This window comes from Streptomyces sp. NBC_00597, from assembly GCF_041431095.1.
GTDB lineage: Bacteria > Actinomycetota > Actinomycetes > Streptomycetales > Streptomycetaceae > Streptomyces.
Genome location: NZ_CP107757.1, coordinates 6428940 through 6443481, shown reverse-complemented (window position 1 = coordinate 6443481; position 14542 = coordinate 6428940). Strand labels below are relative to the sequence as shown.

10 protein-coding genes are annotated in these 14542 nt (G+C 71.6%); 3 read left to right on the top strand and 7 right to left on the bottom strand.

Annotated elements, in window-relative coordinates:
- Positions 1-64: 64 nt before the first annotated feature.
- From ffh to OG974_RS29470, 5 genes are all read right to left on the bottom strand, one after another.
- The gene (gene ffh, locus OG974_RS29490; protein ID WP_328763835.1) at positions 65-1633 is read right to left on the bottom strand and encodes a signal recognition particle protein; all 1569 of its coding nucleotides are present in this window, start codon (positions 1631-1633) and stop codon (positions 65-67) included.
- A gap of 147 nt (positions 1634-1780) precedes the next feature.
- Positions 1781-4219 carry a [protein-PII] uridylyltransferase gene (locus OG974_RS29485; protein ID WP_327278778.1) on the bottom strand — a complete coding sequence of 813 codons (2439 nt, stop codon included), beginning with the start codon at positions 4217-4219 and terminating at the stop codon, positions 1781-1783.
- Between the two features lie 17 nt (positions 4220-4236).
- Entirely contained in the window at positions 4237-4575 is a 339-nt protein-coding gene (locus tag OG974_RS29480; protein ID WP_053691083.1) for a P-II family nitrogen regulator, read from the bottom strand.
- The gene (locus OG974_RS29475) at positions 4572-5915 is read right to left on the bottom strand and encodes an ammonium transporter (protein ID WP_327278777.1); all 1344 of its coding nucleotides are present in this window, start codon (positions 5913-5915) and stop codon (positions 4572-4574) included. Before OG974_RS29475 ends, OG974_RS29480 begins: the two co-directional genes overlap by 4 nt.
- A gap of 382 nt (positions 5916-6297) precedes the next feature.
- Positions 6298-7803, bottom strand: coding sequence for a hypothetical protein (locus OG974_RS29470; RefSeq protein WP_371644956.1), 1506 nt, complete (start codon positions 7801-7803; stop codon positions 6298-6300).
- A 402-nt stretch (positions 7804-8205) separates the two neighbouring features.
- On the opposite strand from OG974_RS29470, the gene OG974_RS29465 reads away from it, so the two are divergent.
- The gene (locus tag OG974_RS29465) at positions 8206-8874 is read left to right on the top strand and encodes a bifunctional DNA primase/polymerase (RefSeq protein ID WP_327278776.1); all 669 of its coding nucleotides are present in this window, start codon (positions 8206-8208) and stop codon (positions 8872-8874) included.
- Between the two features lie 85 nt (positions 8875-8959).
- Here OG974_RS29465 and ftsY read toward each other — a convergent pair whose 3' ends face one another.
- Positions 8960-10177, bottom strand: a complete 1218-nt coding sequence (ftsY, locus tag OG974_RS29460; protein WP_327278775.1) for a signal recognition particle-docking protein FtsY — start codon at positions 10175-10177, stop codon at positions 8960-8962.
- A 147-nt stretch (positions 10178-10324) separates the two neighbouring features.
- Here ftsY and OG974_RS29455 point away from each other — a divergent pair, with 147 nt between their 5' ends.
- Both OG974_RS29455 and OG974_RS29450 read left to right on the top strand, forming a co-directional pair.
- Positions 10325-11821, top strand: a complete 1497-nt coding sequence (locus OG974_RS29455) for a cytosine permease (RefSeq protein WP_327278774.1) — start codon at positions 10325-10327, stop codon at positions 11819-11821.
- Positions 11822-11884: 63 nt separating this feature from the next.
- Entirely contained in the window at positions 11885-12871 is a 987-nt protein-coding gene (locus OG974_RS29450) for an LLM class flavin-dependent oxidoreductase (RefSeq protein WP_327278773.1), read from the top strand.
- Between the two features lie 49 nt (positions 12872-12920).
- Here OG974_RS29450 and OG974_RS29445 read toward each other — a convergent pair whose 3' ends face one another.
- The gene (locus OG974_RS29445; RefSeq protein ID WP_327278772.1) at positions 12921-14351 is read right to left on the bottom strand and encodes a sugar porter family MFS transporter; all 1431 of its coding nucleotides are present in this window, start codon (positions 14349-14351) and stop codon (positions 12921-12923) included.
- Positions 14352-14542: the final 191 nt, after the last annotated feature.

Genomic DNA, 14542 nt, shown 5'->3' with positions numbered 1-14542 from the left:
GAGCCCATGGGAAAGGGGCCCCGGCCGGATGATCCGGCCGGGGCCCCTCGCCCTGCGACTGCCCTTACTTCATGAACTTCTTGAACTCGTCCGGAAGGTCGAAGTCCTGGCCGGACTGGCCGCCGGCGGGAAGGCCGAACGGGCTGCCGGTGGCGGGCGGGGCGCTCTGCGGGCCCTGCTCGCGACGGGCGGCTGCCGCCGCTTCCTCTTCCTTGCGCTTCATCGGGTTGCCGCTCTTGCGCTTGCCCTTGGCCTGCTTGACCTGCTTCTTCTGCCGGCCGGGGCCGCCGCCCATGCCCGGGATGCCGGGCATGCCGGGCATCCCGCCGCCCTGGGCCATGCGGGACATCATCTTGCGGGCCTCGAAGAAGCGCTCGACGAGGTTCTTGACGGCGCTGACCTCGACGCCGGAGCCCTTGGCGATACGGGCGCGGCGCGAGCCGTTGATGAGGTGCGGGTCCTGGCGCTCGGCCGGGGTCATCGACTTGATGATCGCGGCGGTGCGGTCCACGTCGCGCTCGTCGATGTTGTTGATCTGGTCCTTGATCTGCCCCATGCCGGGGAGCATGCCGAGCAGCTTGGAGATGGAGCCCATCTTGCGGACCTGCTCCATCTGGGCCAGGAAGTCGTCGAGCGTGAACTCCTTCGGGCCCTTCGCGAGCTTGGCCGCCATCTTCTCGGCTTCGGCCTGGCTGAAGGTCTTCTCGGCCTGCTCGATGAGGGTGAGCATGTCACCCATGTCGAGGATCCGGCCCGCCATGCGGTCGGGGTGGAACGCGTCGAACTCGTCGAGCTTCTCGCCGTTCGAGGCGAACATGATCTGCTTGCCGGTGACGTGCGCGATGGAGAGCGCGGCACCGCCGCGGGCGTCGCCGTCGAGCTTGGAGAGCACGACGCCGTCGAAGCCGACGCCGTCGCGGAAGGCCTCGGCGGTGTTGACCGCGTCCTGGCCGATCATGGCGTCGACGACGAAGAGGATCTCGTCGGGGCTGACGGCGTCGCGGATGTCCGCGGCCTGCTGCATCAGCTCCTGGTCGATGCCGAGGCGGCCGGCGGTGTCGACGATGACGATGTCGTACTGCTTGGTGCGGGCGTACTCGATGGAGTCCTTGGCCACCTGCACGGGGTCGCCGACGCCGTTGCCGGGGGCGGGCGCATAGACCGCGACACCGGCGCGCTCGGCGACGACGCTCAGCTGGTTGACGGCGTTGGGGCGCTGGAGGTCGCAGGCGACGAGCAGCGGGGAGTGGCCCTGGCCCTTGAGCCAGAGGCCGAGCTTTCCGGCGAGGGTGGTCTTACCGGCACCCTGGAGACCGGCGAGCATGATCACGGTGGGCGCGGTCTTGGCGAAGCGCAGCCGCCGGGTCTCGCCGCCGAGGATCGAGACGAGCTCGTCGTTGACGATCTTGAGGACCTGCTGGCCCGGGTTCAGGGCCTTGGAGACCTCTTCGCCGCGGGCGCGCTCCTTGACGTTCGCGATGAAGGAGCGGACCACGGGGAGGGCGACGTCGGCCTCAAGGAGGGCGATACGGATTTCCCGCGCCGCAGCGTCGATGTCCTGCTCGGAGAGGCGACCTTTGCCCCGGAGGGACTTGAAGGTCGCGCTGAGGCGGTCGGAAAGCGTATCGAACACGGTGGTCGCGATTCCTCGGGTCGGGGGCGTGTGGTCGTCCCCCAGGGTATCGGGCCCCGCCGGATGCTGAACCCGTCGGCCCGTCTCCTGACCGGGAACCGGCCCGGCCCCGGCCCGCGCGGAGCCGGGGCGGGCCGGGGCGCCGGGTCAGCGGAGGGCGGCTTCCAGGTGGGAGGCCAGGGCGGAGGCCGCGGGTGCTGGCAGGGGTTTGCCGTCCGGATCGACCACGTACAGGGAGTCCACCGCGTTCGCTCCGAGGGTGGACACGTGGGCGCTGCGTACCCGGACCCCGGAGGACTCCAGCGCGCGCCCGATGCGGTGCAGCAGGCCCACCGCGTCGGGGGCCCGGACCTCCAGGACCGTGGCCAGCGAGGACACCTCGGGTACCACCGTGACCCGGGGCGGCGGCGGGACCACCCCGCGCCGTCGCGGGTACGCGGCCTCCCGGTCGGCCAGCTTCGCCGGGACGTCCAGGGAGCCGTCCAGTGCCCGGACCAGGTCCGTGCGCAGCCGGGCCGCCTCCGGCAGGGAGCCGTACTCGGCGGCCACCCGCCACCGCAGGACCAGGACCTCACCGGGCAGGTCCGGGAGCTCCAGGGAGCGCAGGTCCGCGGCCCGGACCGTGAGCCGGTGCAGGGCCAGTACGCCGGCCACGGCCGGGAGGACCCCCGCTTGGTCCGGGACCGCCACCACCAGTTCGACCCCGACGGCGTCGTCCTCCTCCTGGCGCGCGTGCAGCGCCAGTACGGGCTCCCGGGTGCGCAGCGCCTCCACCGCGAGGCGTTCCTGTTCCGTCGTCGGGATGGTCAAGTCGGCGGCGACCGGCGACGCTCCCCGCAGGACGGAGGCGACCCGCGCCACCAGGTCCGCGACGAGCGAGCCCCGCCAGGTGCTCCACGCCGCGGGCCCGGTGGCCAGGGCGTCCGCCTCGGTCAGCGCGTGCAGGATCTCCAGGGTGCCGACCGATCCGACGGCCTGCGCGACCGACCGGACCGTCGCCGGGTCGTCGAGGTCGCGCCGCGTCGCGGTGTCGATCAGCAGCAGGTGGTGCCGTACGAGCACCCCGAGGACGGCGGCGTCCTGTGCGTCGAAGCCCACGCGTACGGCCACGTCGCGGGCGATGGTCTCGCCCGCGACCGAGTGGTCCCCCGGCCAGCCCTTGCCGATGTCGTGCAGCAGCGCGGCCATCAGCAGCAGGTCGGGGCGGCCGACCCGGCGGGTCAGGGCCGAGGCGCGGACCGCCGTCTCCACCAGGTGCCGGTCCACGGTCCAGGTGTGCACGGGGTTGCGCTGCGGGCGGCACCGCACCCGTTCCCAGTCGGGCAGCAGCCGGGTGATCAGGCCCTCCGCTTCCAGGGCTTCCCAGACGGCCACCGTGGGCTCCCCCGCGCCGAGCAGGGTCACCAGCTGCTCGCGCGCCTCCGCGGGCCACGGCACGGGCAGCGGTTTCGCCTGCGCCGCGAGCCGTCGTACGGCGTGCAGCGACACCGGCAGGCCCGCCTGTGCGGCCGCGGCGCCGAACCGCAGGGCCAGTACCGGGTCCCGGTCGGGCCGGGCGGCCAGCGCGAGCACGGCCTCGCCGTCGGACTCCACGACGCCTTCGGCGAGCGGCGCCCGCTCGACGGCGGCCCCCCGGGGCCCGAGCAGCCCGCGCAGCCTCGGCCGGGCCGCCCGGGCCCGCAGCACCCGCCCGACCTCCCGCCAGGTCACGTCGCCGGCGTAGGCGACGACCCGTGCGGCCTCGTACACCTCGCGCAGCAGCGCGTCGGCGTCGAGCAGGCCCAGCTGCGTCGCGACCTGGTCCTGTTCCTGGAGCGCGAGCCGGTCGGTCGCCCTGCCCGTCACCAGGTGCAGGGCGTCCCGCGCGTCCAGCAGCCGCCGCCGGGCCTCGGCCAGTCCCTCGCGCGGGGCGTCGGCCAGCCAGGACGCGGCGACCGCCCGCAGCGCGGTGGCGTCGCGGAGTCCGCCGCGGGCCTCCTTGAGGTCGGGTTCCAGCAGGAAGCGGAGCTCTCCGGCCTGCTCGGCCCGCTCCCGGCACAGGGAGTGCAGCTGCGGGAGGCGTTTGGCGGCCTGGTTGCGCCAGTCGGCCAGGACCGAGGTGCGCAGGCCCGTGAGGAGGCCCGCGTCGCCGGCGACCGGCCGGGCGTCGAGCAGCCCCAGGTGCACCTTGAGGTCCTCGCCCGCGGTCTTGCGGGCCTCGGCCGGGGTCCGTACCGAGTGGTCGAGGGCCACGCCCAGGTCCCACACGGGGTACCAGATGCGGTCGGCCAGGGCGCCGAGGGCCCGCGGCTCCGCCTTGCCGTCGTGGAGCAGCAGCAGGTCGAGATCGCTGCGCGGGGAGAGTTCGGCCCGTCCGTAGCCGCCGACGGCGACGAGGGTGGCGCCCCGTACCCCGGTCTCCCGCAGGGCCGTGGTGAACAGGGCGTTCAGCCAGTCGTCGGTCAGCCCGGCCAGCGCGGAACGCCGCGAAGGCCCGGACCGCGACTCCTCCTGGAGGAGTCGCAGCCGGGCCGCGGCGTACCCGCTGGGTCCCGAGCCGGACGGTTCGCCGGAATCGCCCGTCGTGGTCTGTTCGACGCTCGTCACCCAGGAGCTCCCGTCGCTCAGAGCGCTTCTGCGCCGCGCTCGCCGGTGCGGACGCGGATGACCGCGTCCACGGGGACGCTCCACACCTTGCCGTCACCGATCTTTCCGGTGCGGGCGCCCTTGACCAGGACGTCCATCACCGATTCGGCGTCGTCGTCCTCGACGACCACCTCGATGCGGATCTTCGGTACGAGGTCCACGGTGTACTCGGCGCCGCGGTAGACCTCGGTGTGCCCGCGCTGGCGGCCGTACCCGCTGGCCTCGGAGACCGTGAGCCCCTGGACTCCGAACCGCTGGAGGGCGTCCTTGATCTCGTCCAGCCGGTGCGGCTTGACGATCGCGGTGATCAGCTTCATGCGTCAACCTTCTTGCTCGCGGCGGCGGATACGGGTGCGGCGGTGCTCCTGGAGGAGGCTCCGCCGCCGGCTCCGCTGAAGTCGTAGGCGGTCTCGGCGTGCTCGACCTGGTCGATGCCGGAGACCTCGTCGTCCTCGGTGACCCGCATCCCGATCGTCTTGTCGAGGAGGAAGGCGAGGACCGCGGACACGACGAGAGAGTAGGCGAGGACGGAGAAGACCCCGATGGCCTGCTTGCCGAGCTGCTCCAGGCCGCCGCCGTAGAAGAGGCCGGCCACGTCGGACTGGACCCCGCCGGTGGCGAAGAGGCCCACCAGCAGCGAGCCGATGACGCCTCCGACGAGGTGGACGCCGACCACGTCGAGGGAGTCGTCGAAGTTGAACTTGTACTTGAGGCCGACGGCCATGGCGCAGACGACGCCGGCGATGGCGCCGATGGCGATCGCGCCGAGCGGGGAGCAGGAGCCGCCGGAGGGGGTGATCGCGACGAGGCCGGCGACCGCGCCGGAGGCGGCGCCGAGGGTGGTGAAGGAGCCGTGGCGCAGCTTCTCGTAGCCGAGCCAGGCGAGCATGGCGGCGGCGGTGGCGACCTGGGTGTTGACGAACATGACCGCGCCCACGCCGTCGTCGTTGCCGAGCCAGGAGCCTGCGTTGAAGCCGAACCAGCCGAACCAGAGCAGACCCGCGCCGAGCATCACGAGCGGGAGGCTGTGGGGGCGCATCGGGTCCCTCTTGAAGCCGACGCGCTTGCCGATGACCAGGATGACGCCGAGGGCCGCGGCGCCGGCGTTGATGTGGACGGCGGTGCCGCCCGCGAAGTCGATGACGCCGAGTTCGAAGAGCCAGCCGCCGGCGCCCCAGACCCAGTGGGCGACCGGGAAGTAGACGACGGTGACCCACAGGGCGGTGAACAGGGCCCAGGCGCTGAACTTGACGCGGTCGGCCAGGGCGCCGCTGATCAGGGCAGGGGTGATGACGGCGAACATCAGCTGGAAGACGGCGAAGACGTAGACCGGGATGGTGTAGCCGTCCCACAGCTCGGTGATGCCGATGCCGCTGAGGCCGACGTAGTCGGAGGACCAGCCGATGATGCTGCCGGAGTCCGTGCCGAAGGCGAGGCTGAAGCCGTAGAGGACCCAGAGGATCGTGACGATCCCCAGGCTGATGAAGCTCATCATCAGCATGTTGAGGCTGCTCTTGACGCGGACCATGCCTCCGTAGAAGAAGGCGAGTCCCGGGGTCATCAGCATGACCAGGGCGGAGCAGATGAGCATGAACCCGGTGTTCGCGGCAGACAGCGTCGGGGTGTCTGCCGCGAGGGTCGTGATGGCTGATGCCATCGGCGTCTCCTCGTCGTCGGTACGTTCGCGTGCGGGCGATCGTGAAAACCTGAGCGGCGCAAGGCGTAAGGCCGGGGGTGGGGCCTGGGGGCTGGCCGGTTATTGACCATGAGATTCGCGCAGGCCGGTTTCCGGCGGCGCCGCTCGGTGTTTCACTCCGATGACGAAGGCATCCGGGTTGTTACGACGTGATGAACACGGCAACCGGTGACTGAGCAGCCACGACGGCGAGCAGCCACCGCGGCGAGAGCGGCGGCGCCGGTTCAGGCACAGGGCGAGACCGGCCGCGGCAATGACCCGGATGACCTGGCTGGGGGAGCCTGATCGGGCTTCACGGGGTGACTGCCGCGGCCGGGGCCTTGGGGGGCGGCCGCCGGGGCCGTCAGACGGCCTCCGCGGCCTCGGGGAGGCGGGAGGCGAGCTGGTCGGTCAGCCGGACCACGTCGGCGACGTCGCCGTACTCACGGGCGGCGGTGTCGACCGTCTTGCGGATCCGGGTGTTCACCCGTTCGGAGCGCACCTTTTCCGCCACCTTCAGGGCGCGGTCGACGAGGACCACGGCCTGTTCGGGCTCGCGCTGGAGCAGGTGGACGGTGGCTAGGCCGATGAGGTTGAGGCTGTACGAGCGCTGGTGCTCGTCGTCCTTCTGGAAGAGTTCCACGGCCCGCTGCATGACGGGTTCGGCGAGGGAGGCGTACATGGGGCTGCGCCCTGCCACGTAGGCCAGGTCGCGGTACGAGTGGGAGTTCTCGCCGTTGAGTTCGGCCTCGGAGAAGAAGCGGATCCAGTCGGGTTCGGGCTCGCCGCCGAAATCGACGTCGGAGAAGGTGTCCTCGGCCATCCGGACGGCCCGCTTGCAGCGGCTGGGCTGGCCCATGTTGGCGTAGGCGCGGGCCTCCATCGCATACAGCATCGCCTGGGTGCGCGGGCCGGCGGAGTCGCGGCTTCCGTATTGCGCCAGGTGGATGAGTTCGAGGGCGTCCTCGGGCCGGCCCAGGTGGATCATCTGGCGGCTCATGCTGGAGAGGATGTACGAGCCGAGGGGCTTGTCGCCGCCCTCCTTGGCGGCGTGCAGGGCGAGGACGAAGTACTTCTGCGCGGTGGGGTGCAGGCCGATGTCGTAGCTCATCCAGCCGGCGAGTTCGGCGAGTTCCGCGGCGACCTTGAAGAGCCGCCGCATGACGGGGGCCGGGTGGTTCTCCTGGAGCAGGTCGGTGACCTCGTGGAGCTGGCCCACGACGGCCTTGCGGCGCAGTCCGCCGCCGCACTGGGCGTCCCACTGGCGGAACATCACGGTGGTGGCTTCGAGGAGGCCGAGTTCGGGTTCGGAGAGCCGCGGGGGGCGGTGGCCGCTGAGCGCTCCGGACGCCCCCGCCTCGCGCGGGGCCGGGTCGGTGGCGGGGACCGGGACCAGCCAGCGCTGCATGGGTTCGATGAGGGCGGGGCCGGCGGAGAGGGCCAGGGAGGTCCCGAGGAAGCCGCGGCGGGCCAGCATCAGGTCGCTGCGGGAGAACTCGCCGAGCAGTTCGACGGTCTGGGGGCCGGCCCAGGGCAGGTCGACGCCGGAGACGGAGGGCGTCTGGTGGGCGGTGCGCAGTCCGAGCTGCTCGATGGCGACGACGGAGCCGAAGCGCTCGGAGAACAGCTCGGACAGGATCCGCGGGACGGGCTCGCGGGGCTGCTCGCCGTCGAGCCAGCGGCGCACCCGGGAGGTGTCCGTGCTGATGTGGTGGGCGCCCATCTGGCGGGCCCGCCGGTTCACCTGCCGGGCGAGTTCGCCCTTGGACCAGCCGCTGCGGACGAACCAGGAGGTCAATTGCTCATTGCGGCCCGCGGAACCCGGGACCTCCGGGTCGTCGCTCGTTCCGCTTGCGCCGTTGCCGCTCACTGGAACGCCCCCATCCACTCAGCCTCTTCACACGAAACCCTGGCTGGGGCGGCGAGCGCCGCCACGGACCTTCACAGATCCTCCACACGTTGCCTCCGGCATAACCACGGACGGCCCGCCTTCGGGGTTTGGTGCACTGAAAGTAATCCTACGATCACCCGCTCCGCGAGGGCGATTCCAGAAACGCCACCATTCGCCACCCCTTTGAATGAACTAGCCACCCGCCAGGCGCGATTCACTTGACACCGAGGCGAAAACGATCGGATGGACGGGAGTGCACCGGGGGCGCGCGCGGCGAGGAGTGCGCCGGGTAGCCCCTTCGGGCACCGGGCTCGCACCCGCATCCCGTCCCGCCGACGTCGTAACCACCTGCGCGTCCGACCCGTTGGAGGGGGCATGGGCATGGGCTTCACGATCGGCGGCAGCCGCAGCACCAAGGAGTTCCGTTCCGGCTCGCGGCGCCGCGGCCGGACCTCGGAATGCACGGCGGTCGCGGAGTACACCGGACTGTGGGGCTGGGACGTGGTCCCCGGCGCCCGCGCCGCGGCCCCCGCCCGCGGCTGCTCCTGCGGGCATGCGCATTGCGGCGCACCGGGGGCACATCCTTTGCCGCTGGCTCCGACCGTCCCGGCGGGCGCCACCCTCGACGAGGTCACCGACATCTGGGGCGGCTACCCGGGGGCGGCGGTCCTGCTCCCCGTGGGCCGCGCCTTCGACGTCATCGAGGTCTCGCAGGAGGCGGGCCGCCGCGCGCTGGTCCGCCTGGAGCGGATGGGTCTGCCGCTCGGGCCGGTGACCGCGACCCCGGACGGTCGGGCCCAGTTCTTCGTGGCCCCGGGCGCGGCCGCCGAGCTGCCGCAGCTGCTGTACCGGATGGGCTGGGACGACGCCGACCTCGACCTGCGCGCCCTGGGGACCGGCGCCTTCCTGACCGCCCCGCCCTCCGACTACGCGGGGCTCGGCCCGGTGGGCTGGCTGCGGCCGCCCGCGCTCGACTCCGCGGGCGGCCCGCCGCAGGCCCGGCTGCTGCTCGGCACCCTCGCGTACATCTGTCACCGCCTGCGGCGCTGACCCGGCCACGCAGCACAGTGCCCCGCGTTCCGGGCGGAACGCGGGGCACTGTGCTGCGTGCGGTCTGCGGGCCGCGTGCGCTCGGTCAGTCGCCGATCAGGGCGTCCACGAACGCCTCCGGCTCGAAGGGCGCGAGGTCGTCGGGGCCCTCGCCGAGGCCGATGAGCTTGACCGGGACGCCGAGCTCGCGCTGGACGGCGACGACGATGCCGCCCTTGGCGGTCCCGTCGAGCTTGGTCAGCACGATGCCGGTGATGTCCACGACCTCGGCGAAGACGCGGGCCTGGGTCAGACCGTTCTGCCCGGTGGTGGCGTCCAGGACGAGCAGGATCTCGTCGAGCGGGCCGTGCTTCTCCACGACGCGCTTGACCTTGCCGAGCTCGTCCATGAGGCCGGTCTTGGTGTGCAGGCGGCCGGCGGTGTCGATGAGCACCACGTCGGCGCCCTCGGCGATGCCCTCCTTGACCGCGTCGTAGGCGATCGAGGCCGGGTCGCCGCCCTCGGGGCCGCGTACGGTGCGCGCGCCGACCCGCTCGCCCCAGGTCTGGAGCTGGTCGGCGGCGGCGGCGCGGAAGGTGTCGGCCGCGCCGAGCACCACGGAGCGGCCGTCGGCGACCAGCACGCGGGCCAGCTTGCCGGTGGTGGTGGTCTTGCCGGTGCCGTTCACACCGACGACCATCACGACGCCCGGGGTGTCCGCGGCGCTCTCGGTCTTGACCGCGCGGTCGAAGTCGGTGCCGACCAGGGTCAGCAGCTCCTCCTTGAGCAGGGTGCGCAGCTCGACCGGGGTGCGGGTGCCGAGCACCTTGACCCGCTCGCGGAGCCGGTCGACGAGCTCCTGCGTCGGCACGACACCGACGTCGGCGATCAGGAGGGTCTCCTCGATCTCCTCCCAGGTGTCCTCGTCGAGGTGTTCGCGCGAGAGCAGCGTGAGCAGCCCCTTGCCGAGCGAGTTCTGCGACCGGGCGAGGCGGGCGCGCAGCCGGACCAGGCGGCCGGCGGTGGGCTCGGGCACCTCGATCTCGGGGGCTGCCGGCGCCTCGGGCTCGGCGACGACGGGCGCCTCGGGAGCCGCAGCCTCCGCTTCGGGGAGGGCGACCTCCTCGATGGTGCGGCGGGGCTCTTCCGCCGTCTCTACGGCGTCCTCCCCCACCTGCGGTTCGGCGGGCGGGGCAGTGATGGTCGGCGTGCTCGACGGCGCCGAGGGCGGCAGCTGCTTCTTCTTGCGGCTACTGACCACGAGCCCGCTGATCACGCCGACCGCGACCAGGGCGATGACTACAGCAAGGATGAGGATGTCCATAACTCGTCCAGTATCGGCCACGGCGGCCCCGGACCCCCGATTCCCACGGTCCTGGCCGGGCCGTAAGCCTCTATTTGTGGTCTTAGCGGCACATCTACGATGATGGGCGACTTCCCCGTACGCCCTCCTGCCCATCCGGAGTACTGCATGCCTGCCGAGCCCGCCGACGGTGCGATAGACGGTGCGATACGACCGCCGACCGAGACGTCGGTCGAGACCCGCGGGCTTGATCCCGTCCCGGACTGCGAGCGCACCGGCCGGGTCCGCGAGCTCGTGCCCACCTGGGTCGCCGCCAACATCAGCGTGCTGCTGCTGACCATGGGCGCCGGCCTGGTGATCCTCAACAAGCTCAACATCTGGCAGGTGCTGGTCGTCGCGATCGCCGCGCCCGTCGTCTCGTACGGGCTCGTCGGTCTGATCTCGATCGCCGGCAAGCGCGGCGGCGCCCCCGGCATGGCCCTGTCGCGGGCCGTGTTCGGCCAGCGCGGCAACCTCTTCCCCGGCGCCCTGATCTGGGTCGCCCGCTGGGGCTGGGAGACCATCAACGCGGTCAGCGGGGCGTTCGCCGTGCTGACGGTGCTGGACCTGTTGTTCGGCGTGCGGAAGAACACCGCGCTGATCGTGGTCACCCTGCTGCTCTTCGTCGGCTGCACGTTCCTGGTGTCCGGCCTCGGCATCAGCGCGCTGCGCGTCTGCTCGACCTGGTCGACGTACTTCTTCGGTGCCTTCAGCGTGCTGGTGCTGGGCTATCTGGTCGTGGAGACCGACTGGTCCGCCGTCTTCGGCAAGCCGGCCGGCTCGACCGCGATGATGATCGCCGGCATCGGCACCATCGCCGCGGGCGGCATCAGCTGGGTCCCCTCCGGCCCGGACTTCACCCGCTACCTGCCGCGTACGGCCTCCGCCAAGGGCATGGTCGGCGCGACGATCGGCGGCGCGGCCGTCGTGGTGATCCCGATGGTGTTGATGGGCGCGGTCATGGCGGTGGGCACCCCGGACCTGGCCACGGCCCAGGACCCGGTCTCCTTCATCGGCAATCTGCTGCCCGCGTGGATCGCGGTGCCGTACCTGCTGATCGCGCTCGTCGGCATGCTGCTGATCAACTCGATGTCCATGTACTCGGCCGGATTCACGGCGCAGACCCTCGGCATCAAGGTCCCGCGCGCGGCGGCCGTCAGCGTCAACGCGATCATCAGCCTGGTCTTCGGCTTCCTGCTGATGGTGGTGGCGACCAGCTTCTTCGGCTCGTTCATCTCCTTCCTGACGCTGCTCGCCGTGGCCTTCTCGGCGTGGATCGGCGTGTTCGGCGTCGACATGCTGCGCCGGACCTCGTACGACGGCGCCGCGCTGCTGGACACCAGCCGCGCCAGCGCCTACTGGTACCGGGGCGGGTTCGCCTGGCAGGCCATGACCGCGTGGGGCCTGGCCCTGGTCGTGGGGCTGCTGTTCACCAAGGTCGACTGGTTCGGCGGGCCGCTCGCCGGCACCTGGATCGGGCAGAACGGCCTGGGCTGGGCGGCCGGCATCGTCACCTCCGGCGCTCTGTACGCGGTCCTGCCGCGCACGGCGCCCGCGGAGCCCGCCCCGGTGGCGGGCGCGGACCCGGGCGAGGAGCCCGCGCGCGTCGGATCCCTGTCCAACTGACGCCACGTCAGCTAACGTCCCCCTTCGCCCACCCACCCACATCCGGCGAAGGGGGACTTCTCCATGCCCATCACCGTGGCCCGGTTCAATCTCGTCGACCCGAACGGCACTCCGGAGACCCTCTCCGCCCGCTACAAGGCCGCCCTGGAGATGACGAAGTACGCGGACGACCGCGGGATCGACACCGTCCAGACCGAGGAGCACCACGGCACCGCGAACAACTGGCTGCCCTCGCCGTTCGCCTTCGCGGGCGCGGTCTTCGGCGCCACCCGCCGGATCGCGGTCACCGTATCGGCGATCATCGGCCCGCTCTACGACCCGCTGAAGGTGGCCGAGGACATCGCCGTCCTGGACCTGCTGAGCGGCGGGCGCCTCGTGACGGTCGCGGGCATCGGCTACCGGCCCGAGGAGTACGAGCAGCACGGCGTCGAGTGGGGCCGGCGCGGCCGGCTCCAGGACGAGCTGCTGGAGACCCTGCTGAAGGCGTGGACGGGCGAGCCGTTCGCCTTCCGGGGCCGCACGGTACGGGTGACGCCGACGCCCTTCACACGGCCGCACCCGCTGCTACTGGTCGGCGGCAGCTCCCGGGCGGCGGCCCGGCGCGCGGCCCGGCTCGGGCTGCCGTTCTTCCCCAGCGCGCACCTGCCGGAGCTGGAGGCGTACTACCAGGCGCAGCTCGCGGAGCACGGGACGGAGGGCTTCTGCATGATGCCCGCGGCCGAGACCCCGCTGCTGCACGTCGCCGAGGACCCGGACCGGGTGTGGGCCGAGTTCGGGGAGCACTTCCTGCACGAGGCGGGCACGTACGCGTCGTGGCAGTCGAAGGACATCCGCAGCGCCGTACGGTCGGCCGCGCGCTCGGTGGCGGAGCTGCGGGCGGAGGGCGTGTACCGGGTGCTGACCCCGGACGAGGCGGTCGCGTACGCCAGGGGCGCGGGCGAGGCGGGGAACCTGGTGCTGCACCCGCTGTGCGGCGGGATGCCGTTGGACGAGGGTTGGCGCAGCCTGCACCTGTTGTGCGAACAGGTGCTGCCCCGGCTCAAGGACTGAGCGGGGGCAGCACCTGCCGTAAGAGGAGAGGGGGTGTTGGCGGGGGTGGTTACCCCATCTCCTCCAACGCCTTGCCCTTGGTCTCCGGCACCCACTTAAGGACGAACGGGATCGAGAGCACGGCGAAGAACGTGTAGATCATGTAGGCGCCCGACAGGTTCCAGTCGGACAGCGTCGGGAACGTGACGGTGATGAGCCAGTTGGCGATCCACTGGGCGGACGCCGCCACACCGAGGGCCGCGGCACGGATGCGGCCGGGGAACATCTCACCGAGCAGCACCCAGACCACCACGCCCCAGGACAGGGCGAAGAAGAGCACGAAGAAGTTGGCGGCGACCAGGGCCACGATGCCCTGGGCGTGCGGCAGGGAGATGTCGTCGCCGGTTCCGGACTTGAACGAGAACGCCCAGGCCGCCGTTCCGAGCGACAGCGCCATGCCGACGGAGCCGATGAGCGCCAGGGGCTTGCGGCCGAGCCGGTCCACGAACACCATCGCGATCACCGTACCGATGATGTTCACGACCGACGTCTCGAACGAGTACAGGAACGAGGAGCTCGGGTCGATGCCGACCGACTGCCACAGCGAGGAGCTGTAGTAGAAGATCACGTTGATGCCGACGAGCTGCTGGAAGACCGAGAGTCCGATGCCGACCCACACGATGGGCAGGAAGCCGAAGCGGCCGCCGAGCAGGTCCTTGAAGATGGGCTTGTGCTCGGACCGCATGGCGTGGTCGATCTCGCGGACGCGGGCGTCGGCGTCGACGCCCTTGCCCTCGACGTCCCGCAGGACCTCCTTGGCCTTCTCCGTGCGGCCGACCGAGACGAGGAAGCGCGGGGACTCGGGGATGGCGAAGGAGAGCACCCCGTAGAGAACGGCCGGGACGACCATCACGCCGAGCATCCACTGCCAGGCTTCCAGGCCGCCGATCTCGCCGCGCTGGTCGCCGTCGGCGAGGTTGAGGATGCCCCAGTTGACCAGCTGCGAGACGGCGATGCCGATGACGATGGCCGCCTGCTGGAAGGAGGCGAGCCGGCCGCGGTAGGCGGGCGGGGAGACCTCGGCGATGTAGGCGGGGCCGATGACCGAGGCCATGCCGATGCCGAAGCCGCCGATCACACGCCAGGTGGCGAGGTCCCAGAGGGCGAAGGGGAGGGCCGAGCCGATGGCACTCGCGGTGAACAGGACGGAGGCGATCTGCATGCAGCGGATACGGCCGATCCGGTCGGCGATGCGGCCGGCGGTGGCCGCGCCGAAGGCGCAGCCGATCAGCGCGGCGGCGATCACCTGGGCGAGGGCGGCCGAGCCGACGTCGAAGCGATCGCGGATGGCCTCCACGGCGCCGTTGATGACGGAACTGTCGTAGCCGAAGAGGAAGCCGCCCATGGCCGCGGCCGCGGTGATGAAGATGACGTGGCCGAGGTGGTCGGGCCGGGACGCGCTTCCACCGCCTGACGCGGGTGCGTTCGCTGTGCTGGTCAAGGTGCGCTCCTGGGCCCGGCGGCGACGGCGGGCTGTGTGGGGGATCTCGTTGTTGCTTGCTCGTGTTCCTCTAGTGGCGCACAGCAAACTGCTTGCCACCACCTGAACGTCAACACGGCACAGCAGAGCCTATGACTTCACTTCCTGAAGTCAAGAGGAGAGATGCATCCGATTCTTCACAGAGAAGACGA

What these genes read in the sequence shown, in the direction of transcription:
- OG974_RS29465 (WP_327278776.1), top strand. Translation starts at nt 8,206, where the DNA reads ATGGGCTTCACGATCGGCGGCAGCCGCAGCACCAAGGAGTTCCGTTCC.
- OG974_RS29480 (WP_053691083.1), bottom strand. Translation starts at nt 4,575, where the DNA reads ATGAAGCTGATCACCGCGATCGTCAAGCCGCACCGGCTGGACGAGATC.
- OG974_RS29475 (WP_327278777.1), bottom strand. Translation starts at nt 5,915, where the DNA reads ATGGCATCAGCCATCACGACCCTCGCGGCAGACACCCCGACGCTGTCT.
- ftsY (WP_327278775.1), bottom strand. Translation starts at nt 10,177, where the DNA reads ATGGACATCCTCATCCTTGCTGTAGTCATCGCCCTGGTCGCGGTCGGC.
- OG974_RS29455 (WP_327278774.1), top strand. Translation starts at nt 10,325, where the DNA reads ATGCCTGCCGAGCCCGCCGACGGTGCGATAGACGGTGCGATACGACCG.
- OG974_RS29450 (WP_327278773.1), top strand. Translation starts at nt 11,885, where the DNA reads ATGCCCATCACCGTGGCCCGGTTCAATCTCGTCGACCCGAACGGCACT.